Source organism: Pandoraea sp. (assembly GCF_004297875.1).
Taxonomy (GTDB): Bacteria; Pseudomonadota; Gammaproteobacteria; order Burkholderiales; family Burkholderiaceae; genus Pandoraea.
This window is the reverse complement of sequence record NZ_SCSK01000008.1, coordinates 82,901-109,035: the sequence shown is the minus strand read 5'-3', so window position 1 is coordinate 109,035 and position 26,135 is coordinate 82,901. Positions and strand designations below refer to the sequence as shown.

Here is a 26,135-nt window from a genome sequence, read left to right as displayed (position 1 = left end):
ATAGCGGTTTTCCTCTGCACTGTTCGCGCCATGAGCCTCCAATGCGGCATCGTCGGCTTGCCTAATGTCGGCAAATCGACACTTTTCAATGCCTTGACCAAAGCCGGCATCTCCGCCGAAAACTACCCGTTCTGTACCATCGAGCCCAATGTCGGCGTGGTTGAGGTGCCGGACCCCCGTCTCAAGGCGCTGGCCGAGATCGTCAAACCCGAGCGTGTCGTACCGGCCACCGTCGAGTTCGTCGACATCGCCGGCCTGGTGGCGGGCGCCTCCAAGGGCGAGGGACTCGGCAACCAGTTCCTGGCGAACATTCGCGAGACCGATGCGATCACGCACGTCGTGCGCTGCTTCGAGGATCCGAACGTGATCCATGTCGCCAACAAGGTCGATCCGCTGTCCGACATCGAAGTCATCAACACCGAACTGGCGCTGGCCGATCTGGCCACCGTCGAAAAAGCGCTGCAACGCTACACCAAGGCGGCCCGTTCCGGTAACGACAAAGAGGCTCAACGGCTGGTCGCCGTGCTCGAAAAGGTGCTGCCGGTGCTCAACGAAGCCAGGCCGGTACGCTCGCTCAAGCTCGAGCCGGAAGAAAAAGCCCTGCTCAAGCCGTTCTGCCTGATTACCGAAAAGCCGACCATGTACGTGGCCAACGTCAAGGACGACGGTTTCGAGAACAACCCGCATCTGGATGCCGTGCGCGCCTACGCGGCCACCGAAAACGCGCCGGTGGTCGCCATTTGCGCGGCCATCGAGGCCGAGATCGCCGATCTCGACGATGCCGACAAGGAAGTCTTCCTAACCGACATGGGCATGGAAGAGCCCGGCCTGGACCGCGTGATTCGCGCCGGCTTCAAACTGCTCGGCCTGCAGACCTACTTCACCGCCGGCGTCAAGGAAGTGCGCGCCTGGACCATCCCGATCGGCGCTACCGCGCCGCAAGCCGCCGGGGTGATCCACACCGACTTCGAACGCGGCTTCATTCGCGCGCAAACCATCGCCTTCGACGACTTCATCGCCTACAAGGGCGAACAAGGCGCCAAGGAAGCCGGCAAGATGCGCGCCGAAGGCAAGGAATACGTTGTCCACGACGGCGACGTCATGAACTTCCTTTTCAACGTCTGATCCATCCCCGCGCGGTGCGCGGTCCAGGCCGGCCGCGCATGCGTGCAACGCCATCGTGGCCGCCTTGCGTTTGCTACACTTCGCCCACACCTCCCATTTTCAGCACTTCAGGCTAAACCGCCCATGGCACAGTACGTCTTCACAATGAATCGGGTCGGCAAGATCGTGCCGCCCAAGCGCCATATCCTCAAAGATATTTCGCTGTCGTTTTTCCCCGGCGCCAAGATCGGCGTGCTGGGCCTGAACGGCTCGGGCAAATCCACGCTGCTCAAGATCATGGCCGGCGTCGACACCGAAATCGAAGGCGAGGCCACGCCCATGCCCAACCTGAATATCGGCTACCTGCCGCAAGAGCCTAAGCTCGACCCGGCGCACACCGTGCGCCAGGCAGTCGAACAGGGCCTGGGCGAGGTATTCGAGGCACAGCAGAAGCTCGACGAGATTTACGCGGCCTACGCCGAGCCCGACGCCGATTTCGATGCGCTGGCCGCGGCGCAGGCCAAATACGAGGCGATCATCGCCGCCAGCGGCGGCAACAGCGCCGAGCAGCAACTCGAGGTGGCCGCCGATGCACTGCGCCTGCCGTCCTGGGATGCCATCATCGGCAACCTCTCAGGCGGCGAAAAACGCCGCGTGGCCTTGTGCCAATTGCTGCTGTCCAAGCCCGACATGCTGCTGCTCGACGAGCCCACCAACCACCTCGACGCGGAATCGGTCGAATGGCTCGAACAATTCCTCACGCGCTTTGCCGGCACGGTCGTGGCGGTCACTCACGATCGCTACTTCCTCGACAATGCCGCCGAATGGATTCTCGAGCTCGACCGGGGCCACGGCATTCCCTGGAAAGGCAATTATTCGAGCTGGCTGGAGCAGAAGGAAGAACGCCTCAAGCAGGAAGAGTCGGCGGAATCGGCCCGGCAAAAAACCATCCAGAAGGAATTGGAATGGGTGCGTCAGAATCCCAAGGGCCGGCAAGCCAAATCGAAGGCCCGCCTGGCGCGCTTCGACGAACTGAATTCGCAGGAATACCAAAAGCGCAACGAAACCCAGGAAATCTTCATCCCGGTGGCCGAGCGGCTGGGCGACAAGGTGATCGAGTTCGAGAAGGTCAGCAAGGGCTATGGCGATCGCCTGCTGATCGACAATCTCAGCTTCAGCGTGCCGCCGGGCGCGATCGTCGGCATCATCGGCCCGAACGGCGCGGGTAAATCGACGCTGTTTCGCATGCTGACCGGCCGCGAGCAGCCCGATTCTGGCGCCGTCACGCTCGGGCCCACCGTCAAGCTGGCCTATGTCGACCAGAGCCGTGATGCGCTGCAAGCGGACAAAACCGTGTTCGAGGAAATTTCCGGCGGCGCCGATGTGCTGACCGTGGGCCGCTTCGAGACGCCCTCGCGCGCCTATCTGGGCCGCTTCAACTTCAAGGGCGGCGACCAGCAGAAGCTCGTGGGCAATCTGTCCGGCGGCGAGCGCGGCCGGCTGCACTTGGCCAAGACGCTGATCGCCGGCGGCAATGTGCTGCTGCTCGACGAGCCGTCCAACGATCTCGACGTGGAAACCCTGCGCGCGCTCGAAGATGCGCTGCTCGAATTCGCCGGTTGCGTGATGGTCATCTCGCACGACCGCTGGTTTCTCGACCGTATCGCCACACACATCCTGGCCTTCGAAGGCGACTCTCAGGTCACCTTCTTCAACGGCAACTACCAGGAGTACGAGGCCGACAAGCGGCAACGGCTCGGCGAGGATGCGGCCAGGCCCCACCGCATCCGCTACCGGCCGATTGCGCGTTAGGGCGCGGCACCGGTTGCGCGGCGTCAGCGCCGCGCCAGCCGCAACACCGCGAGCAGCACGATCGCGCCGATGGTGGCCGTGATGATGCGCCCCAGCGTGCCGTAGCCCACCGAGACGCCGGCATGGCGCAAAATCCAGCCGCCCAGGAAAGCGCCGATCACGCCGACCACCATGTCACCGATCAAGCCGTAGGCGCCACCCACCACCAGGCTGGCCAGCCAGCCCGCCACCAACCCGATCAGCAACAGAACGATAATGCCGTGCATGCGGTCTCCCGTAAGATAAGCTGTCAATTCGAGCCCGACGGCTCAACTCGCGCGGCGCGCCACGGCACCGTAAATCACCAGCAGGACGATGGCCCCCAGAATCGAGGCAATCCATCCGGCCGATTGGCCTTCCTGATAGAAATGCAGCATCTGGCCGACGTATTTGGCCAGCAACGAGCCGGCGATGCCGAGCACGATCGTCATGATGACGCCCATGCTCTGCCGCCCGGGGTGCAGCGCGCGCGCCACGATGCCAACCACCAGTCCGACAAAGATCGTGCCGACGACGCCCATGATGCCTCCTGTGCGGCTGAGTTGCCCGGCGCGGCGCCGGCTTGCAGCCGCCGCCACTCTCGCCGCGAGTATAGCCAGCTTTGCCGGGCCGGATGCCGGAAAATCGTTACAGAACGTTGCACGGCCAGACGTCGGCGAGGCGACCAATGCGACCCTGTGCAAAATCGTCAAAAAAGTCGCAAAATCGTGTCAGAAGCGGATTCAAACCACAGAATTTTCGCTGTTAACGAGGAAAATCCTTGCCCCGCACGCGCCGCCAGGAAGACCAGCAACGCGATATAATGAGCGGTTGCCCCCGCTCATCGAACATGCAACTGCTTACACTCGGCATCAACCATCACACCGCCCCGGTCGCACTGCGCGAGCGGGTGGCGTTTTCGCTCGAGCAGTTGCAGCCGGCGCTGGAAACCCTCAAATCGCTGTGGCGCACCAACGGCAACACGGCCATGACGCCGGAAGCGGCGATTCTGTCGACCTGCAACCGCACAGAAATCTACTGCGCGACCAACAACGCCGCCGCGCGCGAGAGCACCATCGAGTGGCTGGCGCGTTTTCACAACATTCCGGCCAGCGAGCTGGCACCCCATATTTACGCCTTGCCGCAATCCGATGCCGTGCGGCACGCGTTTCGCGTGGCCAGCGGCCTTGACTCGATGGTGCTTGGCGAGACCCAAATACTCGGCCAGTTGAAAGATGCCGTGCGCAGCGCCGCCGAGGCGGGCGCGCTTGGCACCTACCTGAACCAGCTGTTCCAGCGCACCTTCGCGGTCGCCAAGGAGGTGCGCGGGCAAACCGAGATCGGTGTGCATTCGGTGTCGATGGCCGCCGCCGCAGTCCGGCTCGCGCAGCGCATTTTCGAGAGCATCAGCACGCAGCGCATTCTGTTCATCGGCGCGGGCGAGATGATCGAGCTGTGCGCCACGCATTTCGCCGCGCAGCATCCGAAGGCCCTGTTCATCGCCAACCGCACGGCCGAGCGCGGCGAGCGGCTGGCCGAGCGCTTTGGCGGCACCGCGATCAAACTGTCTGAACTACCCGCGCGCCTGCATGAATTCGATATCGTCGTGTCATGCACCGCCAGCACCCTGCCGATCATCGGGCTCGGCGCGGTCGAGCGCGCCATCAAGGCGCGCAAGCACAGCCCGATGTTCATGGTCGACTTGGCCGTGCCGCGCGACATCGAGGCCGAGGTCAGCCGCCTGGACGACGTATTCCTCTATACCGTCGACGATCTGGGCAACATCGTGCGAGAAGGCAATGCGCTGCGTCAGGCCGCGGTGGCACAGGCCGAAGCGATCATCGAAACCCGCGTGCAGCATTTCATGCAATGGCTCGACGCGCGCAGCGTGGTGCCAATCATCCGCGACCTGCATGGCCAGGCCGAGCGGCTGCGGCAAGCCGAACTGGAACGGGCCCAGCGCATGCTGGCACGCGGCGAGGATCCCGCCGCCGTACTCGAGGCGCTGTCCCAGGCGCTCACCAAGAAATTCCTGCATGGCCCGACCCATGCGCTCAACTATGCGCGCGGCGAGGAACGCGAGCGCATCGTTCAACTCATTCCCGATCTTTTCCATCACTCGGGAACTGCCGACAAATAAATGAAAGCGAGCATGCAAGCCAAGCTCGATCAGTTGAGCTCACGACTGACCGAGCTCAATGCGCTATTGAGCCAAAGCGACATCACCGCCAATCTGGACAACTATCGCAAGCTGACCCGCGAGCACGCCGAATTGTCGCCGGTGGTCGAGCAGTACGGCCTTTACCGCCAGGCAAGCGACGATGTGCTGGCCGCGCAGGATCTCGCCACGGACCCTGAGATGCGGGCCTTCGCCGAAGAAGAAATCGAGACCGCGCGCAAGCGCATGGTGGAACTCGAAGCGGAGCTTCAACGCATGCTGCTGCCGCGCGATCCGAACGACGACCGCAATATCTTCCTCGAAATCCGTGCCGGCACCGGCGGCGACGAGAGCGCACTGTTCGCCGGCGACCTGCTTCGCATGTACTCGCGCTATGCCGAACGCCAGCGCTGGCAGATCGAAATCGTCTCGGCCAGTCCGTCCGATCTGGGCGGCTACAAGGAAGTCATCGTGCGGCTGGTCGGCCAAGGCGCCTACTCGCGCCTGAAATTCGAATCGGGCGGCCATCGCGTGCAGCGCGTGCCGGCAACCGAAACCCAGGGCCGTATCCATACGTCGGCGTGCACTGTCGCGGTCATGCCCGAAGCCGATGACGTCAGCGACGTGCAGATCAATCCTGCGGACATTCGCATCGACACCTTCCGCGCCTCCGGGGCCGGCGGCCAGCACATCAACAAGACCGATTCCGCGGTGCGCATTACCCACTTGCCGACCGGCATCGTGGTCGAATGCCAGGATGATCGTTCGCAGCACCGCAACAAGGACCAGGCGCTGAAAGTCCTGGCAGCGCGCATCAAAGACGCCCAGGTACGCGCGCAGCAGGCCAAGGAAGCGGCCACGCGCAAGAGCCTGATCGGCTCGGGCGATCGCTCCGAGCGCATTCGCACCTACAACTTTCCGCAAGGCCGCATGACGGACCATCGCATCAATCTGACGCTCTACAAGCTCGATGCGATCATGGACGGCGATCTGGACGAATTGATCAATGCACTGATCACCGAACACCAGGCCGAGCTGCTCGCCTCGCTGGGCGAGTCCGACGCGTGAACGGTCGCGCCGGCCCGCCAGAGGCCACCGTGACGGCGCTGCTGCAGGGTTCGGCGCTGCCGCCGCTGGAGGCGCGCATTCTGCTTGGCCACGTGCTCGGCTGGACCCGCTCGCAGTTGATCACACGCGATCGCGACGCCTTGCCGGCAGCCGCCGCAGCGGCCTTCCGGCAACTCGAAGCGCGCCGCCTGGGCGGCGAGCCAATCGCCTATCTGACCGGGCAACGCGAATTCTATGGCTTGCGCCTGAACGTCACGCCCGATGTGCTGATTCCGCGGCCCGAGACCGAATTGCTGGTCGAACTCGCGCTGGAGCGCTGTCGCGAGATCCGCACCGATACCCCGCGCGTGCTCGATCTGGGCACCGGCAGCGGCGCGATCGCGCTGGCAATCGCCCATGCCTGCCCGAGCGCGCGGGTAACCGCGCTCGACCGCTCCAGCGCAGCGCTGGCGGTGGCCCGAGCCAATGCGCAGCGGCTCGGTCTGGCGCTCACGCTGCTCGAGAGCGACTGGTACGGCGCACTGACAGGCCAGCCGGCCTTCGACGTGATCGTGGCCAATCCGCCATACATCCGCGCCGGCGACCCGCATCTGAGTGCCGGAGATCTGCGCCACGAACCGGTGCACGCGCTGACCGACGGCCACGACGGCCTGAGCGCGCTGCGCACCATCGTCAACGGTGCGCCCGGCCATTTGACCGAGGCCGGCTGGCTGTTGTGCGAGCATGGCTATGATCAGGCCGAGGCGATGCGCGACCTGTTGCGCCAGGCTGGTTTCGACGACGTCTTCTCGGCCCGTGATCTGGCAGGGATCGAACGGGTCAGCGGCGCTCGGCTGGCGCCGGCGCGCAAGACCGAAATTCGCTAGAATGACCATTAAATTTCTTCACAGGCTGACATCATGAATACTCAGGAACGCATCCAGCAAATCGTCTCGGGCAACCCGGTGGTGCTCTTCATGAAGGGCAACGCCCAGTTTCCGATGTGCGGGTTTTCCGGGCGCGCGATTCAAATCCTCAAGGCATGCAACGTGACCGACTTTCTCACGGTCGACGTGCTGCAGGACGAAGAAATCCGTCACGGCATCAAGGAATTCGCCAACTGGCCGACCATTCCGCAACTCTACGTGAACGGCGAATTCATCGGCGGCTCGGACATCATGATGGAGATGTACCAAAGCGGCGAACTGCAGCAAGTGCTCGGCGCCGCCGCCTGAACCGCTTCGTGACGATCGCCAACGACGCCTCGAGTGCTGCAACGCCGCGCCGGCTGATCGTCGCCATCACCGGCGCGACCGGCGCCGTGTATGGCGTGCGCCTGCTGCAGCAATTGCGCCGCCACACCGACGTGCAGAGTCATTTGATGGTGTCGAGCGCCGGGTGGCAAACCCTGCATCAGGAACTGGGGCTGGGCAAGGCCGAAGTGCAGGCTCTGGCCGACGTCACCCACAGCGTGCGCGAGGTTGGCGCCACCATCGCCAGCGGCTCGTTCGCCACGCAAGGCATGGTGGTCGCACCGTGCTCGATGAAAACCCTGGCCAGCATCGCCCATGGCCTGTCCGACAATCTGATCGCCCGCGCGGCCGACGTAACGCTCAAGGAGCGTCGCCGCCTGGTGCTGATGGTACGCGAGACGCCATTCAATCTGGCCCATTTGCGCAACATGACCGCCGTCACCGAAATGGGCGGCATCGTTTTCCCGCCCTTGCCGGCCTTCTATCACCGACCTGCCACGCTCGACGACATGATCGACCATACGGTTGCCCGCGTGCTCGACATGTTCCAGCTGGCGCCGCCGCAAGCGCCCGCCTGGACCGGCCTGGCTGTCGACAAGGAAGACGCGGCAAACCCGTAATTCGGTGGCTCGCCAGCGCATTCATCGCCTATAGTGAAATCGCCCTTGGTCATCGGTCGGCCTGTCTCGGGACGGAGGATGCAATGTCGCAGATCGCTGTTTTCGACCTCACGCTTTGCCTGCTGGTTGCCACCACTTTGCTGAGCCTGCCGTGGCGCGGCGCCCTGAGATCGCTGCTGCAGGCCAGTCCGCATGCCGGCCTGCGCCTGCCGCCGCGCCCGCAGCCTGTCGCGGCACCCAGCGGCGCATTGCGTCATGGGCCTCACCGACACCGCGGTGTGCCCGCCGCGCACCCCACGCCGCATCATCATCGGCATATTCCGCGCGAACATGCGTACCGGGGCCACGACCCACGCCCATAACCCTGCGCCATCCGCCGCGCCGGCTGAACGGTTGTTGCGGTATTCGACCGATGCGACTCACATGGCTGAGCGCGGTCACCGCCCAATGGCATGGCCGCGCCAGCGTGATCCTGATGTTGCCGCTTAACCGATTGTTACATCTTTAGAGCCCCGGTTTCACCTCTGCGCGGGGTCCGTTCGTACAATGGAACCATATGACAGCGCCGCCTCGGCGTTGCCGCCACAAGGAAAAAACATGAAACGACCACTGATATTGATTGCTTCGGGCCTGATCGCATTGGCCGCATCCGGTGCCGCGATGGCCCACACCGACATTGGCATTTCCATCGGCGTTCCGCTGCCGGTATACGTGGCGCCGCCTCCCCCGGTCTACTATCGTCCGGCGCCTGTGTACGCCCCGCCGCCCGTGGTGGTGACCTCCGGCTGGTATGGCGATCGCGACTGGCACGATCGCGACTGGCACGATCGGGATTGGCGAGATCACGATCGCTGGCATCACGATCGCGGTTGGCATGGCCGCGGGCATGACCGGCATTAAGGGCCGCTCGCGCGGCGTTTCAACGCATTACGCTGATCGGTAAGCCCCCCCGGCCGAACCGGCAGCGTGATGCGGCAACGCAACAGCCTATAAAAAGGTTGCCAGGATTGCATCAATGTGATTGACTAAAAACACGGGCGCCGCATAAAATTCGCTCGTTTTCACGATAGGGACAAACACCTTGGACAGTAGCAGTTGTCGATCTTCGATCGGTTTGACTGCCTGACTGGCGAGACACCCCGCTAGCTTCCCCTAGCCACCGTCTTGCCACCAGGCAGGCGGTGCGCGCAGCAGTTCCGCAGTATCTCCCGTGCACCTATTTTGACGCGCAGCGGCGCCGGGTATCGCCGTATACCCTGCACCGCCGCGCCTGCGTTCGGATCGCGCAAGCGCCGCGACGGCCCAGTCCTCGCGCGCATGAGCGGGCCACGTTTGCATACCCATGCCTGTTGGATTGGAATCTACCCTTGCCCGACCACGGAGAAACACCATGACACCACCCGCCAACGTTCTACCGCCACGCAGCGCGGTACTCGACGAAGCCCACCTGGGCGATATCAAAGGGGCCTTCGGCACCATCGCTCATCACGACACCGCGCCGCGCCGCGATTGGCTGGCGCGATTTCGCACTCTGCTGGCGATTCTCGGCCCTGGGCTGATCGTCATGGTGGGCGACAACGACGCCGGTGCGTTCGCCACCTACACGCAAGCAGGCCAGAACTACGGCACGACGCTGCTTTGGACGCTGGCGCTGCTGATTCCCGTGCTGTACGTCAACCAGGAGATGGTCCTGCGCCTGGGCGCGGTCACCGGCGTCGGTCACGCCCGCCTGATTTTCGAGCGCTTCGGCAAGTTCTGGGGCGCCTTCAGCGTCATCGACCTGTTTATCCTCAACGCATTGACGATTGTCACCGAGTTCATCGGCATCACCTTTGCCGTCGGCTTTCTTGGCGTTCCGAAGTTATGGGGCGTGAGTATCGCCGCGGTGTTGACGATGGCAGCCGTCAGTACGGGGAGTTTCAGGCGTTTCGAGCGCTTTGCGATGGTGCTGGTATTTGCCAGCCTGCTGCTGATCCCGGTGCTGGTCGCCGTGCATCCGCCGGTCGGACAAATCGCACGGGACTTCGTGGTGCCGAGTTGGCCTGTGAGCGCCAGGCTCAGCGACGTCATGCTGCTGGTGATCGGCATCGTCGGTACCACCGTCGCGCCCTGGCAACTGTTCTTCCAGCAAAGCTACATCGTCGACAAACGCATCACGCCGCGCTTCATCAAATACGAAAAGGCCGACCTGTGGATCGGCATCGGCCTGGTAATGATCGGCAGCATCGCGATGATGTCGTTCGCCGCCGAACTGTTCCACGGTCGGCCGGAATTCGGGCAATTCACCGACGCGGGAGGCATCCTGAGCGGGCTCGACAAATATGTCGGCCGGGCACCCGCGATCATGTTCGCGATCGCCCTGATCGATGCCTGCATCATTGGCGCGGCGGCCGTGTCGCTGTCGACGGCTTATGCGATCGGTGACGTTTTCTCGATCCGCCATTCGCTGCACCGTGGCGTGGGCGATGCCAAGGGTTTTTATCTGATCTATTTCGCCATCGTCGCGCTGGCTGCGGTGATCGTGCTGATTCCGGGCTCGCCGCTAGGGCTGTTGACCGAAGCGGTGCAAACCCTGGCCGGCGTGCTGCTGCCCAGCGCCACGGTATTCCTGCTGCTGCTTTGCAATGACAAGGCAGTGCTCGGGCCGTGGGTCAACTCCCGGGGGCTCAACCTGTTCACAGGCGCGGTCGTCTGGGTATTGGTGATGTTGTCGATCATTCTGACCGCCTCGGTGCTGTTTCCGAACATCTCGGGCGAAGCGATCATCGGCATTCTGGTCGGCGGCACTGCGCTGGCCGTGGCCGGGTACTCGGCGACCATGGCGCTGCGCAAACTGCGCCACGAGGCCGAGACACCCAGCGAGGAAGCCAGTGCGCCGACACCGGACATCGAAACGCTGCGCGCGGGCTGGCGCATGCCCCCCCTGGACCAGTTGCCGGCGCCCAGGCTATCGCTGGCCAACCGCCTATGGATGGGCGTGCTGCGCGGGTACCTGGTGATCGCCGTCGGGCTGGTCATCGTCAAGGTGATCGAGCTTACGTTGCTCAGATAGCACCGCCCCTGGCGGTTTCAGGCCGAACCGCGCTTTGCGCGGTTCGGCCTCCCGTCCGGGTCAGGCGGGATTATCAATCGTCATCATGATCATGGTAATGATGATAGCCACCGCCGTAGGGATAGTAATAAGAACCGGCGGGCACCACCACGCAGCCCCCCAGCGTCAGCAGCAAAGCTGCGGCAATCAGATATCTCATGACGGCTCCCGAGGAAAAATTAGGTGAGCCGACGTGATACACAGGGCGGCAATCCGCTTGCGCCACATCGGCCGTTACCCTCGTTATAACCAAGCATCTGCCCCCGGAGATAGCGCAGTTTTGTAAGGCATGTAAGCAGATCTAACGCTTGCGCAAACCGCGCGTCGACGCACCGAACCCGTGCATGCACCCGGTAGGACAACGCGGGTGGGAGCGCACTGCCCGGATGCGCCAAAATAGCGCACAGAATTCACCAAATAGCAGCGCATCAACGATTTGCAAAAAATTGAATTTAATAAAATCAATTACTTAAAAAACAGGCACTCTTTTTGCTTACAATTTAATTCACTTCAATTTGCACCAAAAGCGAGCATACATGCCCTCCTATAGCCCCGCATACGACGTTCTTTTCCTTTTACTGGGCGCCACCATGGTGCTCGCCATGCACGCCGGCTTTGCCTTTCTGGAGCTCGGCACGGTCCGCAAGAAAAACCAGGTCAACGCGCTGGTCAAGATCCTCACCGACTTTGCCGTATCAACCGTGGCCTATGCGTTCATCGGCTACCCGCTGGCCTACGGCGTGAACTTCTGGGCCGGCGCTGGCGCACTCTCGGCGCACCATGGCTACGAACTGGTACGCTTCTTCTTCCTGCTGACGTTCGCTGCGGCAATTCCCGCCATCGTCTCGGGCGGCATCGCCGAACGCGCCAAATTTCATCCGCAGTCGGTCGCGACCTTCTTTCTGGTCGGCGTCGTCTATCCATTTTTCGAGGGTATCGCCTGGAACGGCCACTTTGGCGTGCAGGCCTGGTTCACGAAGATGTTCGGCGCGCCGTTTCACGACTTCGCCGGCTCCGTCGTAGTCCATGCCGTGGGCGGCTGGATCGGCTTGGCAGCCGTGCTGATGCTTGGCGCACGGCGCGGCCGCTATCACCGCGATGGCCACGTGTCGGCGCATCCGCCGTCGTCGATCCCGTTCCTGGCACTGGGCGCGTGGATTCTGATCGTCGGCTGGTTTGGCTTCAACGTGATGAGCGCGCAGCGGGTAGGCGGCATCTCGGGCCTGGTGGCCGTCAATTCGCTAATGGCGATGGTCGGCGGCACGCTCGCCGCCATGCTGCTCGGCAAGGACGATCCGGGCTTCATTCACAATGGGCCGCTGGCCGGCCTGGTCGCCGTGTGCGCCGGCTCCGATCTGATGCACCCGTTCGGTGCGCTGGTCGTCGGCGCCATCGCCGGCGCCCTGTTCCTGTGGCTGTTCACGCTCACCCAAAACCGCTGGAAGATCGACGACGTACTCGGCGTGTGGCCCCTGCACGGCCTATGTGGCGTATGGGGCGGCATTGCCGCGGGCCTGTTCGGCCAAACCTGGCTGGGCGGCATCGGCGGGGTCAGCCTGATGTCGCAGTTGCTCGGCACGGCGCTGGGCGTGGCAATCGCCTTTGCCGGCGGCCTGGTGGTCTATGGCGCGCTCAAGGCCACGATGGGCCTGCGCTTGAGCGAAGAGCAGGAATTCAACGGCGCCGACATCTCGATCCACAACATAACGGCGACGCCGGAACGCGAAACCAGCTGGTAAGGCCGGCCACGCCGCGCCCCGGCTGTCGCGGGGGCGCGCCTCACAACACGCATTCGCACTCGGTCACGCGCTCCGGCACCACCCCGGCAGGCGTCAGGCGCGGATCGGGCCCGGCAAATTCGCAGGTGCCGCCGTGTTCGCCCTGCCGCCCGCTCAACAACGGACAGCGCTCGAAAAGTTCGGCCACCCAGTCGACGAACGCGCGCACCTTGGGCGACAGATGGCGGTTATGCGGATACACGATGGAAATCGGCATCGGCGCCGGGCGGCAATCGGGCAACACCTCACGCAACTCGCCGGACTCCAGATAATTGCGCACCATGTAGCGCGCCGGCTGAATCAGCCCGAAGCCCTGCAGGCCGCAAGCAACATAGGCATCGGCGTCGTTGACCGACACCGTGCCGTTCATCTTCACCGCCAGCGGCTTGCCGTCGACGATAAAGTCCCAATCGATGATGCGGCCCGTGCGGCTGGAGAAATACTGCACCGCGACATGCTGTTCGAGATCCTCGAGGCTGCGCGGCTCGCCGTGACGCTCCAGATAGCCGGGCGCCGCGCAAGTCACGCCCTCGAATGTGCCAATGCGGCGCGCCACCAGCGTCGAGTCCCGCAATTCGCCGACCCGAATCACGCAATCGACCGCCTCCTGCACCAGGTCCACCGGCTTGTCGCCCAGCCCGATCGCCAACTCGATCTCCGGATAACGCAAGTGAAACTCGCATAGCGTCGGGATCAGGATCAATCGTCCGATCGACCCCGGCACGTCGATGCGTAGCCGCCCGCGCGGCCGGCGCGCGGTGTCGAGAAACGCTGCCTCGGCCTCCTCCACGTCGGCCAGGATGCGCAGGCAGCGCTCGTAATAGGCGGCGCCATCCGGCGTGAGGCTCAAGCGCCGGGTGGTGCGATTGAGCAGCCGCACGCCGAGCATTTTCTCCAGATTCTGAACGATCGTGGTCACCGTGGTGCGCGGCAGCTCGAGGGTATCGGCCGCCTTGGTAAAGCTGTTGGCCTCCACCACGCGGGTAAATACTTGCATCGCCTGAAAGCGGTCCATGACTCTCTCCCGAGGAAGCGACGGCGCGAAGATTGTTCGCATTAGCCGACTAGTGTTGCCGGATTATAGGCGTTTATCCGGTAACGGGTAACGATCAAAATGCGTTCCACTCGAACTCGACATCGGGAAATCCCGCGCGGCTTCATGCAAACGCAACGTCCCTCTCTCGCAGCGATATCCCGGCTTGCAGCCCTGCACGTCGAAGAGCGCACCATCGACGGCTACGCCGGCGCGATCCCGGTGCGGCTCTATCGGCCACGCGACGCCGGGGCGCTGCCGGTGGTGCTGTACTTTCATGGCGGCGGCTTCACCTCGGGCTCGCTCGACGATGCCGACACGCCGGCCCGCTTCATCGCCGCGCATTGCCCGGCGCTGGTGGTCTCGGCAGGCTATTCGCTCGCTCCGGCCGCGCCCTTTCCCGCGGCACCGGAAGACAGCCACGCCGCCGCCGTATGGATTGCGGCGCATGCGCACGACTTCGGCGCCGATCCGGCACGCCTGGCGGTGGCGGGCGACGACGCGGGTGGCAACCTCGCAACCTGCCTGACATTGATTGCGCGCGACCGCCACAGTGTCGAATTCGCCGCGCAGGTATTGCTCGGCCCGATGCTCGACCCGAGCATGACCCGGCTGGGCGACGCGGCCCGGCTGCACTCCGACATCACCGCGCAGGCCTGCGCGGTGTGCTATCGGCAGTATCTGCCTCGCGCCGACCAGCGCGTGCACCCGTATGCCGCACCGCTCGAATCGCTGCGCCTGCACGGCCTGCCGCCTGCCCTGATCGCCACGGCGCAATGCGATGTGCTGCACGTCGAAGCCGAAAAATACGCGGCCGCGCTGATCGCCGCAGGCGTACCGACCCAGGTCACCCGTCACGCCGACCTCACCCATGCGCAGTTGCCCACCCACACGCCGGCGCTGGCCGAAGCGGCCGAATTCCTCGGCCGCCGGCTGGCGCCACGCACTCGCCGCCCGCGCGCCTTGCGCACGCCAAATCTCGGTTAACCATCCAGGGGATTCCACATGTCACTGTCTCGCAAACGTCTTGTTCTGTTCGTCGCCGCCGCCCTCGCGGTGGCGGTCGCCGGCGGCCTGGCCGCCGTCCGCGTCAACGCCAACGTGCCGCACGCCCAGTCGGCCACACCGGCGCCCGCCCAAGTCGACGTCGCCGCCGTCATCAGCCGCACCATCACCGACTGGCAGGATTACTCGGGCCGGTTGCAGGCGGTCGATCGCGTCGAGATTCGCCCCCAGGTGTCGGGGACGCTGATGGCCGTGCACTTCAAGGACGGCAGTTTGGTCAAGAAAGGCCAGTTGCTGTTCACGATCGACCCGAGGCCTTATCAAGCCCGCGTCGATCAGGCCGAGGCGCAATTGAGCGCGGCGCGGGCTCGGGCGGCCTACACGGCGTCGGATCTGGCCCGCGCACAGCGGCTGCTGGCAGATAACGCGATCGCCAAGCGCGACTTCGACGAAAAGCAGAACGCCTCGCGCGAAGCCGCCGCCAACCTGCAGGCGGCGCAGGCCGCGCTCGCGGTGGCGCGCCTGAATCTGGGCTACACGCGCATCGTCGCCCCGTTCACCGGGCGCGTCTCGCGCGCGGCCATCACCGCCGGCAACGTGGTAGCCGCCGGCGCCGCCTCGGCACCGCTCACCACGCTGGTCTCGGTCTCGCCGATTTATGCGAGCTTCGACGTCGACGAGCAGAGTTATCTCAAGTTCATCGCCCATGCGGGCGTCGATCGTGGCCACGATGTGCCGGTCTACCTGGGTCTGGCCGACGAGCGGGGTTATCCCCGCAAGGGCGAAGTGCAGTCGATCGACAACCATCTGGACACGGCCTCAGGCACGATCCGCGTGCGGGCCGTATTCGACAATCCCGACGGCGCGCTGATTCCGGGCCTGTATGCCCGCATTCGCCTGGCCGGCAGCCGCCCCCACCCGGCCGTGCTGATCAGCGAACAGGCGATCGGCACCGACCAGAACAAAAAATTCGTGCTGGTGCTCGACGCGCATAACCGCGCCGACTATCGCGAAGTCACGCTCGGCGCAGTGCAGGACGGTTTGCGCGTCATCGCAAGTGGCCTCCAGCCTGGCGAGCGCATCGTCGTCAACGGCCTGCAGCGCGTGCGCCCCGGCGACCTGGTCGCGCCGCACATGGTGCCGATGGCCACCGACGCAGCGCTGGCCGCCGCCGAAGCAGCCCAGGCTGCACAGGGCTGAACGCCTCACGTTCACAGGAAACATCATGAACATTTCCAAGTTTTTCATCGACCGGCCGATCTTCGCGGGCGTGCTGTCCGTGCTGATCCTGCTGGCGGGCATCCTCTCTCTGTTCCAACTGCCGATCTCGGAATATCCGGAGGTCGTGCCGCCGTCGGTGGTGGTGCACGCGCAGTACCCGGGCGCCAACCCCAAGGTGATCGCCGAGACCGTCGCCGCGCCATTGGAGGAATCGATCAACGGCGTCGAGAACATGCTGTATATGCAGTCGCAGGCCAATAGCGACGGCAACCTCGCATTGACGGTCAACTTCAAGCTCGGCGTCGACCCCGACAAGGCCCAGCAGCTTGTGCAAAACCGCGTCTCGCAAGCGCTGCCGCGCCTGCCCGAGGAGGTCCAGCGGCTGGGCGTGACCACCATCAAGAGCTCGCCCACGCTGACGATGGTGGTGCACCTGATTTCGCCCAGCAACCGCTACGGCATGACATATCTGCGCAACTACGCGGTGCTCAACGTGAAAGACCGCCTCGAGCGAATCCCAGGCGTCGGCCAGGTACAGGTGTGGGGCTCGGGCGACTACGCAATGCGTGTATGGCTCGATCCGAACAAGGTCGCGCAGCGCGGCTTGACCGCTACCGACGTGGTCAACGCGATCCGCGAGCAAAATGTGCAGGTGGCCGCCGGCGTGATTGGCGCCTCGCCCAGTTCGCCCGACGTACCGCTGCAACTGTCGGTCAATGCGCGCGGACGCCTGAAGACGGCCGCGCAGTTCGGCAACATCATCCTCAAGGCCTCGCCCGACGGCTCGGTCACCCGGCTATCGGATGTCGCGCGCATCGAACTGGGCGCCTCCGAATACGGCCTGCGCTCGCTGCTGAACAACAAGCCCGCCGTGGCGCTGGCGATCATGCAATCGCCCGGCGCCAATGCGCTGGCGATCTCCGACCAAGTGCGCGCCGCCATGAAGGATCTGAGCCAGGACTTCCCGGCCGGCGTGCAATACCGCATCGTCTATGATCCGACCCAGTTCGTGCGCGCCAGCATAGAGGCGGTGGTCCATACCCTGCTCGAAGCCATCGCGCTGGTGGTGCTGGTGGTGATCGTGTTCCTGCAGACCTGGCGCGCCTCCATCATTCCGCTGCTGGCCGTGCCGGTGTCGATCATCGGCACTTTCTCGCTGCTGCTGATGTTCGGCTTCTCGATCAATGCCCTGTCGCTGTTCGGCATGGTGCTGGCCATCGGCATCGTGGTCGACGACGCGATCGTGGTGGTCGAGAACGTCGAGCGCAACATCGCCGCCGGCCTGTCGCCACGCGACGCCACCTACCGCGCGATGCGCGAAGTCAGCGGGCCGATCATCGCCATTGCGCTGACCCTGATCGCCGTGTTCGTGCCGCTGGCCTTCATGAGCGGCCTGACCGGGCAGTTCTACAAGCAGTTCGCGATGACCATCGCCATCTCCACGGTGATCTCGGCGTTCAATTCACTCACGCTCTCGCCGGCGCTCTCGGCGCTGCTGCTCAAGCCCCACGATGCTCCGCCCGACCGGCTCACGCGCGTGATGAACCGGCTGTTCGGCGGCTTTTTCGCGCGCTTTAACCGCATTTTTGGACGCGCCTCGCATGGTTACGCCACCGGCGTGACCGGCGTGATCTCGCGCAAGGCCAGCATGATGGGGGTCTACCTCGTGCTGCTCGCGCTGGCGGTGCTGGTCGCGCGAATCGTGCCGGGCGGCTTCGTGCCTGCGCAGGACAAGCAGTATCTGATCAGCTTCGCGCAACTGCCGCCAGGCGCTTCGCTCGATCGCACCGAGGACGTGATTCGCCGCATGACCGACATCTCGCTCAAGCAGCCCGGCGTCGAGGACGCCGTGGCCTTCCCCGGATTGTCAATCAACGGCTTCACCAACAGCTCGAGCGCCGGTATCGTATTCGTCACCCTCAAGCCGTTCGACCAGCGTCGCGCGAAAAACCTCTCGGCCGGCGCGATTGCTGCGGCGCTCAACCAGAAATACGCCAGCATCAAAGACTCGTTCATCGCCGTGTTCCCACCTCCTCCAGTGATGGGGCTGGGGACCATGGGCGGCTTCAAGCTGCAGCTCGAGGACCGCGGCGCGCTTGGCTATAGCGCGCTCGAAGCGGCCACGCAGAAATTCCTCAAGGCCGCGCGCGCCGCGCCCGAACTCGGGCCGACGTTCTCCAGCTACCAGATCAATGTGCCGCAGCTCAACGTCGACCTCGATCGCGTCAAGGCCAAGCAACTGGGCGTGAAGGTCACGGATGTTTTCGACACCATGCAGATCTATCTGGGCTCGCTTTACGTGAACGACTTCAACCGCTTTGGCCGCGTCTATCAGGTGCGCGTGCAGGCCGACGCGCCGTTTCGCGCCCATGCCAGCGACATCCTGCAACTCAAGACGCGCAACGCCGCCGGCGACATGGTGCCGCTATCCTCGCTGGTCACGGTAGGGCCGACTTTCGGCCCCGAAATGGTGGTGCGCTATAACGGCTACACCGCCGCCGACATCAATGGCGGACCCGCCCCGGGCTACTCATCGGGCCAGGCGCAGGCGGCGATCGAACGTATCGCGGCGCAAACGCTGCCGCGCGGCATCGGCTACGAGTGGACCGACCTGACCTATCAGCAGATCCTGGCCGGCAACTCGGCGCTGTGGGTATTCCCGATCAGCGTGCTGCTGGTGTTCCTGGTGCTGGCCGCCCTCTATGAAAGCCTGACCTTGCCGCTGGCCGTGATCCTGATCGTGCCGATGAGCCTGCTGGCCGCGCTGACCGGCGTGTGGCTCACGCGCGGCGACAACAACATCTTCACCCAGATCGGCCTGATGGTGCTGGTCGGGCTGGCCTCGAAAAACGCCATCCTGATTGTCGAATTCGCACGTGAGCTCGAGATGCAGGGGCGCAGCGCGCTGCAGGCGGCCATCGAGGCAAGCCGGCTGCGTTTGCGGCCGATTCTGATGACCTCGATCGCCTTCATCATGGGGGTCGTCCCGCTGGTGACCTCGACCGGCGCGGGCTCGGAAATGCGTCATGCGATGGGGGTGGCGGTGTTCTTCGGCATGCTGGGCGTGACGCTGTTCGGGTTGTTCCTGACGCCCGTGTTCTATGTCGTGCTACGCACACTCAATAGGCGCCGGCTGCACTCGGCCGCGCCGCACGACGCCCCGTTATGCGCCGACCAGACGCCCGACACCGAACTCCAAGGATGATGCAATGAAAAATACAATACGTATGCTGCCGGCGCTGCTGGCCGCGCTGCTCGCGCTGGCAGGCTGCTCCGTCACGCCGACTTATGAGCGGCCGCCGGTGGCCACGCCCGCCGCCTTCAAGGAAGCGAAGCTGACCCCTCGGGAGGCGGGCACCTGGAAACTGGCGCAGCCATCCGAGGCGATGCCGCGCGGCCAATGGTGGCAAGTGTTCGGCGATGCCACACTTGATCGGCTTGAAACCCAGGCGCTGGCCGCCAATCAGGACCTGAAAGCGGCCGCGGCCCGTCTGGCGCAGGCCCGCGCGCTGCAGCAAGGCGCGCGCGCCAGCCTGTTCCCCGAGCTGGATGCCGGCTTCGGCCCGACGCGCCAGCTCGACTCACCGGCCTCCCAAGGCCTGCCAGCCAATGCGCAGACCACGCCGTTCACGCTATGGCGCGCCCAGGCCAATGTCTCGTACGAGGCCGATCTGTTCGGGCGGGTGCGCGCCACCGTCAGCGCCGCGACCGCCGACGCGCAGCAAAGCGCCGCGCTGTTCCGCTCGGTGCAACTAGCGCTGCAGGCCGACGTGGCGCAGAACTATTTCGGCCTGCGCGAGCTCGATGCCGAGCAGCGCCTGTTCCGCCAGACCGTCACGCTACGCGAGCATGCGTTGCATCTTGTCGAACGGCGCTTCCGGGATGGCGACATCAGCGAGCTTGACGTCGCACGGGCAAAGTCGGAACTGGCCTCGGCCCAGGCCGATGAACTCGGCGTGGCGCGCCAGCGCGCGCTGGCCGAGCACAGCCTGGCGACGCTGCTGGGTTTGCCGCCGGCCGATTTCTCGCTGCCGCCGCAGCCGCTGGTGCCGATCGAGGTGCGCATTCCCGCCGGCTTGCCCTCCGCGTTGCTCGAACGCCGGCCCGACATCGCCGCCGCCGAGCGCGCGATGGCCGCGGCCAACGCTCGCGTGGGTGCGGCGCGCGCGGCCTTTTTCCCGCGACTGGAGATTACCGGCGGGCTCGGTTATGAATCGTCTCGCCTGGCCGACCTGTTCAAATGGTCCAGCCGCACCTTCCTGCTCGGCCCGCTGGTCGGCACCATGCTCTCGTTGCCGATCTTCGATGGCGGCCGGCGCGAGGCCGGCGTGGCGCAGGCGCGCGCCCGTTATGAAGAAGACGTGGCGAACTACCGCGAGAAAGTCCTGGTGGCGTTTCGGGAAGTCGAGGACAACCTCGCCAGCCTGCGCATTCTGGCCGACCAGACGCGAGCGCAAAATGCCGCGGTGGCGGCCGCCAGTCGCGCGGCCAAGCTCTCGGGTTTGCAGTACCGCGAAGGTGAGGTCAGCTATCTCGACGTGATCGATGCCGATCGCACCGTGTTGCAGGCGCAGCGCAGCGCCGTGCAGCTCGAGGGCCAGCGCGCAGTGGCCACGGTCAACCTGATCCGCGCGCTCGGCGGCGGGTGGGGCCCGCTGCCGCAGGGCGATCCGACGTCAGCGCGGCCGGCCGCAAATCATGTGTCAACCCTGGCCGCGCAGCAGCAACACCGGGTGACGCCTTGAATCGATACTTATGCCGTTGTTGGCATGAAATCGATAAATCCGGTCACGGCCCGCAGGCGGCCATCGGCTGACAGTTGTCCGAAATCGGTGCCGCCGGCCACGGCGGCACCGTCGGCCGGCGCGAGTTCCCAGGAAAAACGCATGCAGTCATGATGCGCGTCGATTTCGCCGATATGGCGGAACGCCAGGCCGGCAAATTGCGCCTGAACCGCCTGGAGCATCGCATCAATGCCGGCGTGCCCCTCGCCTTGCATCAGCGGATCGAGATAAGCCGCATCTTCACTCCAGGTCTGCGCGATCAGCTCACGACGTCGACCGGCGTCGGTCGTGTTCCAGGCGGCAAAATAACGGTCGACCAGCGAGGCGACATCAGGGCGCTGAGATTTCGAGTTCATATCGGACTCCATCGCAAAGACATTCGGGCGGCACGCGCCGGCATGACGCGTGAACCATCCCGATGTACGGTTCCATGATCCCGCCGCCATAGTCCGGCGTCGATTACTTGCGAGGTAATGGAAGCGTGGCCGGGGGCGCGCTATGATCGCACCATGACACTCTCAGCCCAAACCGATGCGCCCACCGTGGGCGGGCTGCTTCGCCAATGGCGTCAGCAGCGCCGCATGAGCCAGCTCGATCTGGCGTGCGAGGCCGACATCTCGACGCGCCACCTGAGCTTCGTCGAAACCGGACGCGCACAGCCAAGCCGGGAAATGCTGCTGCATCTGGCCGAACAGCTGGCCATGCCACTGCGCGAACGCAACAGGCTGCTGATGGCCGGCGGCTACGCACCGGTATTTGCCGAGCGCTCACTCGACGATCCGGCGATGAGCGCCGCGCGCCAGGCGATCGATCGGGTGCTGGCCGGCCACGAACCGTATCCGGCGCTGGCCGTCGACCGGCATTGGACACTCGTCGCCGCCAATCGGGCGCTCGAATCGTTGATGGGCGGCGCCGACCCCGGCCTGCTGAAGGCGCCGGTCAATGTGCTGCGCCTGAGCCTGCATCCCGCGGGGCTCGCGCCGCGCATCGCCAACTATTGGGAGTGGCGCGCGCATATACTCTCGCGCCTGCGCCGGCAGGTCGAGGTGAGCGGCGACCCCGTGCTGGCCGGCCTGCTCGACGAGCTGCACGACTATGCAGCGCCGAAAGGCCAGGACCACGGCGCCGCCGTGCCGTCTAGCCACGCGGGTGTGATCGTCCCCTTCGAGCTCATCACGGACGGCGGCATCCTGTCGTTCATCAGTACCACGACGATTTTTGGCACGCCGACCGACGTCACGCTGTCCGAACTGGCGTTGGAAGCGTTTTTCCCGGCCGATCAGGTAACTGCCGACAGGCTCAGGCGGCTAGCCCCGTAGTCCCAATCTTCGAGTTGCGGCGCGCAATCATCGGTAACAGGCCAACCGTGCCGCCGTCGGCCCGGAAGCACCTGCCCGGGCTCGAGGTTTCAGGCGGCCGCCTCGCGCAGCCAGGTCATTGCCTGCGCCTGTGGCAGCGCCCAGATGCGCGTCAGCATGCGTGCCACTTCGGCGTCGCCGGCGGCTCCGCTAAAGCGTGCCAGCGATGTCGCCTTGCCGGCGATTTCATCGCGCGAGAGCGTGTTGTCCGGATCGCCCTTGGGCACGTCGACGCGCCCCGTCAGTTGCCGGCCGTCGCGCGTGCGCAGCGTTACGCGCCCGAGCCAGCGCGCCGGGTAGGCAGCGTCCACCTCGGGATCGAGCGCCATCGCCACGCGCTCGCGGAAAGCCTGCACGGGCGCATCGCGCCATGCGTCGGCGAAGGCGTTGACGTCAGCCCGCCCATGCACGGCGATCAGGCCGAGCACCGTGCCCATCGAGAACTTCGCCTGATGCACCGACTGTGGCACGTCGACTGCGCCGAGCACGTCAATGGCGCCCTGATGCACATGTGCGGTGACGGCCTCGATATCGTCGGCCGCCAGGCCGTGTGCGCACATCGCCTGTTGCAGCGCATCGGCGGCCGGATGGGTGTGGCGGCACGAGGCGTGATATTTGAACGACGTCTCGGCCAACGCCCAGCGCTCGCCGAGCCGATCTGTCAGGCGCGCGGCCACGGCGTCTTGTGACATGCCCGCTGCCAACCCTTGCGCGCCGGTCAGGATGCGGCGCGCCCCGGTGAAGCCCTCGCGCGCGAGCCAGGCAGCGCTCAGGCCGTTGGCCGCCGCCTTGCCGGTATGGAGCTGCTTCGAATCGGCTGCGTCGCGCAGGAACTCCCAGAGCCCGGCGGCCTGCGTGCCGGCCGAGCCGAACGCATGCAGCATCTGCGTCGTATCGAGCCCGAGCAGGCGGCCCGCGGCAGCCGCCGCGGCGAGCGTGCCCGCGGTGCCGGTCGTGTGAAATACCTTGTAGTGCGAGCGGCCAAGGAATTCGCCGACACGGATGCCCACTTCGTAGCCCGCCACGCACGCGGCAATGAATTCGCGCCCGCTGGCCCGTTGCGCCTGGGCCAGCGCGAGCGCCGCCGGAAACACCACCGCCGCCGGGTGAAATACCGAACCGTTGTGCACGTCGTCCTGCTCGGCGAAGTGCGATGCGGCGCCATTGACCAGCGCCGCGAACAGCGGCGAGGTCGCGCGCCCGGACATCACCACCTCGGCGCTCCCGGGCGCACCCGAAACCAATGTGGGCCCCATCGCCTGGGCAAAGCGCTCGATCGCCTCGACCGGGCGCGCGCCCTTGCCGGCCAGCGCCGACCCCAACCAGTCCGCATACAGGTCCAGCGTGCGCTCGACCACTGCCGCCGGTATGTCGTCAAAGCGCAGGGTAGCGGCAAAGCTTGCCAGGGTTGCGTCGCCAAACGTCTGTTCGCTCATCTGTACAGTCTCCTTTGCATGATCAGATCATGCCCTGCGCGCGCCATTGCGCGATCTGCGGCGCGGTAAAGCCGAGTTCGGCCAGCACGCTGTCGGTGTGTTCGCCCAGCGCGGGAATCGCGTCCATGCGCGCATCGAACGCCTCGCCACCGGGCGGCAGCAGGGCGGGCAGCGCGCCGGCCGGCGATGCGACGGTTTGCCAGCGCCCGCGGGCAGCCAATTGCGGATGCGTCCAGACGTCGTGCATCGTGTTGACGTGCGCGTTGGCAATGCGTGCGGCTTCGAGGCGCGCAATCGCCTGCTCGGCGTCGAGCCCTGCGAACGCTTGCTCGATCAGCGCACGCAGCGCCTCCCGGTTGGCGCTGCGCGCGCTGTTGGTGGCAAAGCGGGGGTCGGCGGCCAGCGCCGGCTGCTGCAGCACGGTATCGCAAAACACGACCCACTCGCGCTCGTTCTGCAAGCCGAGCATCACCGTCTTGCCATCGCCGGTGGGAAACGGACCGTAGGGATAGATCGTTGCATGCGCGGCGCCGGCGCGCGGTGGCGGGCTCGCGCCCTGGTAGGCGTAATAGAGCGGAAATCCCATCCATTCGACCATCGCTTCGAGCATCGAAATATCGAGCCGGCAGCCGCGCCCGGTCTTGCCGCGCTGGATCAGCGCCGCCAGGATATTGCTGTAGGCATACATGCCCGCGGCGATATCGGCGATCGAGCAGCCGGCCTTGGCGGGCTGCTCGGCCGTGCCGGTCACAGAGAGAAAGCCCGCCTCGCTCTGCACCAGCAGGTCGTAGGCTTTTTTATCGCGATAAGGGCCGTTGGCGCCGTAGCCGGAAATGTCGCACACGATCAGACGCTCGTGACGCTCGTTCAAATGCTCATAGCTCAACCCGAGCCGCTCGGCCGCACCCGGCGCGAGATTCTGCACCAGCACGTCGGCCTGTGCGAGCAGGCGCTCGAGCACCGGCTTGGCCTGCGCGTGCTTGACGTCAAGCGTGACGCTTTCCTTCGAGCGGTTGGTCCAGATAAAGTGCGAGGAAAGCCCGTCGACGCGGTCGTCATAGGCACGGGCAAAGTCGCCCACGCCCGGCCGTTCGATCTTGATCACGCGCGCGCCGAGATCGGCCAGTTGGCGCGTCGCGAACGGCGCAGCGATCGCCTGTTCGAGGGAAACCACGGTGATGCCTTCCAGGGGTCGATGCATGGCGGTGTGGGCGGCACTCAAAAGGAACGGGGCAAGCCGAGCACGTGCTCGGCCACATAGGAAAGAATCAGGTTGGTCGAGATCGGCGCGACCTGATACAGCCGCGTCTCGCGAAATTTGCGCTCGATGTCGTATTCGCAGGCGAAACCGAAGCCGCCGTGAGTCTGCAGACAGGCGTTGGCCGCCTCCCATGAGGCCTTGGCCGCCAGATACTTCGCCATGTTGGCCTGCGCGCCGCACGGCGCATGGGCGTCGAACAGCTCGCAGGCACGAAAGCGCATCAGGTTGGCCGCGCTGGTTTCGATGTAGCTCTCGGCGATCGGGAATTGCACGCCCTGGTTCTGTCCGATCGGGCGATCGAACACAATGCGCTCGCCGGCGTATTGCGCCGCGCGGTTGATGAACCACCAGGCGTCGCCGATGCATTCGGCAGCGATCAAGGTGCGCTCGGCATTGAGGCCGTCGAGAATGTATTTGAAGCCGCACCCCTCCTCGCCGATCAGGTTCTCCGCCGGAATCTCGAGATTGTCGAAGAATAATTCGTTGGTCTCGTGGTTGACCATGTTCAGAATCGGCCTCACCGACAGGCCCTTGCCGATCGCCTCGTGCAGGTCGACCAGAAAGATCGACAGGCCGTCGGACTTGCGTTTGACCTGGTCCGCCGGCGTGGTACGCGCCAGCAGGATCATCAGGTCGGAATGCTGGATACGCGAAATCCAGACTTTCTGGCCGTTGACCACGTAGCGGTCGCCTCGCTTGACGGCCACGGTCTTGAGCTTGGTCGTGTCGGTGCCGGTGGTCGGCTCGGTCACGCCCATCGATTGCAGGCGCAGCTCGCCGCTGGCGATTTTCGGCAAGTAGCGGCGCTTCTGTTCTTCCGAGCCGTGACGCAGCAGCGTGCCCATGTTGTACATCTGGCCGTGGCAGGCGCCGGCGTTACCGCCGTTGCGGTTGATTTCCTCCATGATGACCGACGCTTCGGCCAGGCCCAGTCCCGATCCGCCGTATGCCTGCGGGATCAGCGCGGCCAGCCAGCCGGCCTCGGTGAGCGCGTCGACAAACGCCTCGGGATATCCGCGCGCGCCGTCGACTTCGCGCCAATATTCATCGGGATAATGCGCGCACAGATCGCGCAGCGCATCGCGGATGTCCTGGTAACGGTCTTCGGCGGGCAGATTCATAGGGCGATCGATCAGGGAGTGGGACGAAGCGCCAA

General features: G+C 65.0%; 24 protein-coding genes. 16 read left to right on the top strand and 8 right to left on the bottom strand.

Annotated features, from left to right (window positions below; all coding sequences use genetic code 11):
- Positions 1-30 precede the first annotated feature (30 nt).
- Both ychF and ettA read left to right on the top strand, forming a co-directional pair.
- Positions 31-1,125: a redox-regulated ATPase YchF gene (ychF, locus tag EPN80_RS04500; RefSeq protein WP_293024228.1), complete on the top strand. Its 1,095-nt coding sequence runs from the start codon at positions 31-33 to the stop codon at positions 1,123-1,125.
- A 123-nt stretch (positions 1,126-1,248) separates the two neighbouring features.
- Entirely contained in the window at positions 1,249-2,916 is a 1,668-nt protein-coding gene (ettA, locus tag EPN80_RS04495) for an energy-dependent translational throttle protein EttA (protein ID WP_293024225.1), read from the top strand.
- 23 nt (positions 2,917-2,939) lie between these two features.
- Here the strand turns inward: ettA and EPN80_RS04490 are convergent, their stop codons facing one another.
- On the bottom strand, positions 2,940-3,182 hold the full coding sequence (locus tag EPN80_RS04490) for a GlsB/YeaQ/YmgE family stress response membrane protein (RefSeq protein ID WP_047215832.1): 243 nt from the start codon (positions 3,180-3,182) through the stop codon (positions 2,940-2,942).
- Between the two features lie 42 nt (positions 3,183-3,224).
- Positions 3,225-3,479: a GlsB/YeaQ/YmgE family stress response membrane protein gene (locus EPN80_RS04485; protein WP_293024305.1), complete on the bottom strand. Its 255-nt coding sequence runs from the start codon at positions 3,477-3,479 to the stop codon at positions 3,225-3,227.
- A 305-nt stretch (positions 3,480-3,784) separates the two neighbouring features.
- Here EPN80_RS04485 and hemA point away from each other — a divergent pair, with 305 nt between their 5' ends.
- From hemA to EPN80_RS04445, 8 genes are all read left to right on the top strand, one after another.
- Complete coding sequence (hemA, locus tag EPN80_RS04480; protein ID WP_293024222.1) at positions 3,785-5,074, top strand: glutamyl-tRNA reductase; 1,290 nt, start codon at positions 3,785-3,787, stop codon at positions 5,072-5,074.
- Entirely contained in the window at positions 5,075-6,160 is a 1,086-nt protein-coding gene (gene prfA, locus EPN80_RS04475; protein ID WP_293024220.1) for a peptide chain release factor 1, read from the top strand.
- Positions 6,157-7,026 (top strand): peptide chain release factor N(5)-glutamine methyltransferase, encoded by an 870-nt coding sequence (gene prmC, locus EPN80_RS04470; protein ID WP_293024218.1) that lies wholly within the window; start codon positions 6,157-6,159, stop codon positions 7,024-7,026. Before prfA ends, prmC begins: the two co-directional genes overlap by 4 nt.
- Before the next feature lie 33 nt (positions 7,027-7,059).
- Complete coding sequence (gene grxD / locus EPN80_RS04465; protein ID WP_293024215.1) at positions 7,060-7,374, top strand: Grx4 family monothiol glutaredoxin; 315 nt, start codon at positions 7,060-7,062, stop codon at positions 7,372-7,374.
- Between the two features lie 8 nt (positions 7,375-7,382).
- On the top strand, positions 7,383-8,012 hold the full coding sequence (locus EPN80_RS04460; RefSeq protein ID WP_293024212.1) for a UbiX family flavin prenyltransferase: 630 nt from the start codon (positions 7,383-7,385) through the stop codon (positions 8,010-8,012).
- Positions 8,013-8,095: 83 nt separating this feature from the next.
- On the top strand, positions 8,096-8,374 hold the full coding sequence (locus EPN80_RS04455; protein WP_293024210.1) for a hypothetical protein: 279 nt from the start codon (positions 8,096-8,098) through the stop codon (positions 8,372-8,374).
- A 235-nt stretch (positions 8,375-8,609) separates the two neighbouring features.
- Entirely contained in the window at positions 8,610-8,912 is a 303-nt protein-coding gene (locus tag EPN80_RS04450) for a hypothetical protein (RefSeq protein ID WP_293024208.1), read from the top strand.
- A 490-nt stretch (positions 8,913-9,402) separates the two neighbouring features.
- Positions 9,403-11,064: an NRAMP family divalent metal transporter gene (locus tag EPN80_RS04445; RefSeq protein WP_293024206.1), complete on the top strand. Its 1,662-nt coding sequence runs from the start codon at positions 9,403-9,405 to the stop codon at positions 11,062-11,064.
- Positions 11,065-11,137: 73 nt separating this feature from the next.
- Here the strand turns inward: EPN80_RS04445 and EPN80_RS04440 are convergent, their stop codons facing one another.
- On the bottom strand, positions 11,138-11,263 hold the full coding sequence (locus EPN80_RS04440) for a hypothetical protein (protein WP_293024204.1): 126 nt from the start codon (positions 11,261-11,263) through the stop codon (positions 11,138-11,140).
- Between the two features lie 376 nt (positions 11,264-11,639).
- Here EPN80_RS04440 and EPN80_RS04435 point away from each other — a divergent pair, with 376 nt between their 5' ends.
- On the top strand, positions 11,640-12,842 hold the full coding sequence (locus EPN80_RS04435) for an ammonium transporter (protein WP_293024202.1): 1,203 nt from the start codon (positions 11,640-11,642) through the stop codon (positions 12,840-12,842).
- A 40-nt stretch (positions 12,843-12,882) separates the two neighbouring features.
- On the opposite strand, the gene EPN80_RS04430 is transcribed toward EPN80_RS04435, so the two are convergent.
- On the bottom strand, positions 12,883-13,896 hold the full coding sequence (locus EPN80_RS04430; RefSeq protein WP_293024198.1) for a LysR family transcriptional regulator: 1,014 nt from the start codon (positions 13,894-13,896) through the stop codon (positions 12,883-12,885).
- A 144-nt stretch (positions 13,897-14,040) separates the two neighbouring features.
- Here EPN80_RS04430 and EPN80_RS04425 point away from each other — a divergent pair, with 144 nt between their 5' ends.
- Genes EPN80_RS04425 through EPN80_RS04410 form a run of 4 tightly spaced genes read left to right on the top strand, consistent with a single transcriptional unit; the run spans position 14,041 to position 20,885 of the window.
- Entirely contained in the window at positions 14,041-14,901 is an 861-nt protein-coding gene (locus EPN80_RS04425) for an alpha/beta hydrolase (protein WP_293024195.1), read from the top strand.
- 18 nt (positions 14,902-14,919) lie between these two features.
- Entirely contained in the window at positions 14,920-16,119 is a 1,200-nt protein-coding gene (locus EPN80_RS04420) for an efflux RND transporter periplasmic adaptor subunit (protein ID WP_293024192.1), read from the top strand.
- A gap of 25 nt (positions 16,120-16,144) precedes the next feature.
- On the top strand, positions 16,145-19,345 hold the full coding sequence (locus EPN80_RS04415; protein ID WP_293024189.1) for an efflux RND transporter permease subunit: 3,201 nt from the start codon (positions 16,145-16,147) through the stop codon (positions 19,343-19,345).
- A 4-nt stretch (positions 19,346-19,349) separates the two neighbouring features.
- Entirely contained in the window at positions 19,350-20,885 is a 1,536-nt protein-coding gene (locus EPN80_RS04410) for an efflux transporter outer membrane subunit (RefSeq protein WP_293024185.1), read from the top strand.
- Positions 20,886-20,893: 8 nt separating this feature from the next.
- On the opposite strand, the gene EPN80_RS04405 is transcribed toward EPN80_RS04410, so the two are convergent.
- Positions 20,894-21,280, bottom strand: a complete 387-nt coding sequence (locus EPN80_RS04405; protein ID WP_293024183.1) for a nuclear transport factor 2 family protein — start codon at positions 21,278-21,280, stop codon at positions 20,894-20,896.
- 153 nt (positions 21,281-21,433) lie between these two features.
- Between EPN80_RS04405 and EPN80_RS04400 the strand changes: the two genes are divergently transcribed.
- Positions 21,434-22,243, top strand: a complete 810-nt coding sequence (locus EPN80_RS04400) for a helix-turn-helix transcriptional regulator (RefSeq protein ID WP_293024180.1) — start codon at positions 21,434-21,436, stop codon at positions 22,241-22,243.
- An 89-nt stretch (positions 22,244-22,332) separates the two neighbouring features.
- Here EPN80_RS04400 and EPN80_RS04395 read toward each other — a convergent pair whose 3' ends face one another.
- From EPN80_RS04395 to EPN80_RS04385, 3 genes are read right to left on the bottom strand one after another with little or no spacing between them, the layout of a single operon-like run.
- The gene (locus tag EPN80_RS04395) at positions 22,333-23,718 is read right to left on the bottom strand and encodes an MmgE/PrpD family protein (RefSeq protein WP_293024178.1); all 1,386 of its coding nucleotides are present in this window, start codon (positions 23,716-23,718) and stop codon (positions 22,333-22,335) included.
- 22 nt (positions 23,719-23,740) lie between these two features.
- Positions 23,741-24,919 carry a CaiB/BaiF CoA-transferase family protein gene (locus tag EPN80_RS04390; RefSeq protein WP_293024176.1) on the bottom strand — a complete coding sequence of 393 codons (1,179 nt, stop codon included), beginning with the start codon at positions 24,917-24,919 and terminating at the stop codon, positions 23,741-23,743.
- Positions 24,920-24,936: 17 nt separating this feature from the next.
- A complete protein-coding gene (locus tag EPN80_RS04385; protein ID WP_293024174.1) occupies positions 24,937-26,100 on the bottom strand; it encodes an acyl-CoA dehydrogenase family protein in 1,164 nt (387 codons plus the stop codon).
- Between the last annotated feature and the right edge of the window lie 35 nt (positions 26,101-26,135).

Bases quoted from the DNA above. Each gene is read 5' to 3' on its own strand.
- EPN80_RS04435 (WP_293024202.1), top strand. From the start codon at position 11,640: ATGCCCTCCTATAGCCCCGCATACGACGTTCTTTTCCTTTTACTGGGC.
- EPN80_RS04450 (WP_293024208.1), top strand. From the start codon at position 8,610: ATGAAACGACCACTGATATTGATTGCTTCGGGCCTGATCGCATTGGCC.
- EPN80_RS04405 (WP_293024183.1), bottom strand. From the start codon at position 21,280: ATGAACTCGAAATCTCAGCGCCCTGATGTCGCCTCGCTGGTCGACCGT.
- EPN80_RS04455 (WP_293024210.1), top strand. From the start codon at position 8,096: ATGTCGCAGATCGCTGTTTTCGACCTCACGCTTTGCCTGCTGGTTGCC.
- EPN80_RS04430 (WP_293024198.1), bottom strand. From the start codon at position 13,896: ATGGACCGCTTTCAGGCGATGCAAGTATTTACCCGCGTGGTGGAGGCC.
- EPN80_RS04425 (WP_293024195.1), top strand. From the start codon at position 14,041: ATGCAAACGCAACGTCCCTCTCTCGCAGCGATATCCCGGCTTGCAGCC.
- EPN80_RS04440 (WP_293024204.1), bottom strand. From the start codon at position 11,263: ATGAGATATCTGATTGCCGCAGCTTTGCTGCTGACGCTGGGGGGCTGC.
- EPN80_RS04415 (WP_293024189.1), top strand. From the start codon at position 16,145: ATGAACATTTCCAAGTTTTTCATCGACCGGCCGATCTTCGCGGGCGTG.
- EPN80_RS04390 (WP_293024176.1), bottom strand. From the start codon at position 24,919: ATGCATCGACCCCTGGAAGGCATCACCGTGGTTTCCCTCGAACAGGCG.
- EPN80_RS04385 (WP_293024174.1), bottom strand. From the start codon at position 26,100: ATGAATCTGCCCGCCGAAGACCGTTACCAGGACATCCGCGATGCGCTG.
- ettA (WP_293024225.1), top strand. From the start codon at position 1,249: ATGGCACAGTACGTCTTCACAATGAATCGGGTCGGCAAGATCGTGCCG.
- EPN80_RS04410 (WP_293024185.1), top strand. From the start codon at position 19,350: ATGAAAAATACAATACGTATGCTGCCGGCGCTGCTGGCCGCGCTGCTC.
- ychF (WP_293024228.1), top strand. From the start codon at position 31: ATGAGCCTCCAATGCGGCATCGTCGGCTTGCCTAATGTCGGCAAATCG.
- prfA (WP_293024220.1), top strand. From the start codon at position 5,075: ATGAAAGCGAGCATGCAAGCCAAGCTCGATCAGTTGAGCTCACGACTG.
- EPN80_RS04400 (WP_293024180.1), top strand. From the start codon at position 21,434: ATGACACTCTCAGCCCAAACCGATGCGCCCACCGTGGGCGGGCTGCTT.
- hemA (WP_293024222.1), top strand. From the start codon at position 3,785: ATGCAACTGCTTACACTCGGCATCAACCATCACACCGCCCCGGTCGCA.
- EPN80_RS04420 (WP_293024192.1), top strand. From the start codon at position 14,920: ATGTCACTGTCTCGCAAACGTCTTGTTCTGTTCGTCGCCGCCGCCCTC.
- EPN80_RS04490 (WP_047215832.1), bottom strand. From the start codon at position 3,182: ATGCACGGCATTATCGTTCTGTTGCTGATCGGGTTGGTGGCGGGCTGG.
- EPN80_RS04445 (WP_293024206.1), top strand. From the start codon at position 9,403: ATGACACCACCCGCCAACGTTCTACCGCCACGCAGCGCGGTACTCGAC.
- EPN80_RS04395 (WP_293024178.1), bottom strand. From the start codon at position 23,718: ATGAGCGAACAGACGTTTGGCGACGCAACCCTGGCAAGCTTTGCCGCT.
- grxD (WP_293024215.1), top strand. From the start codon at position 7,060: ATGAATACTCAGGAACGCATCCAGCAAATCGTCTCGGGCAACCCGGTG.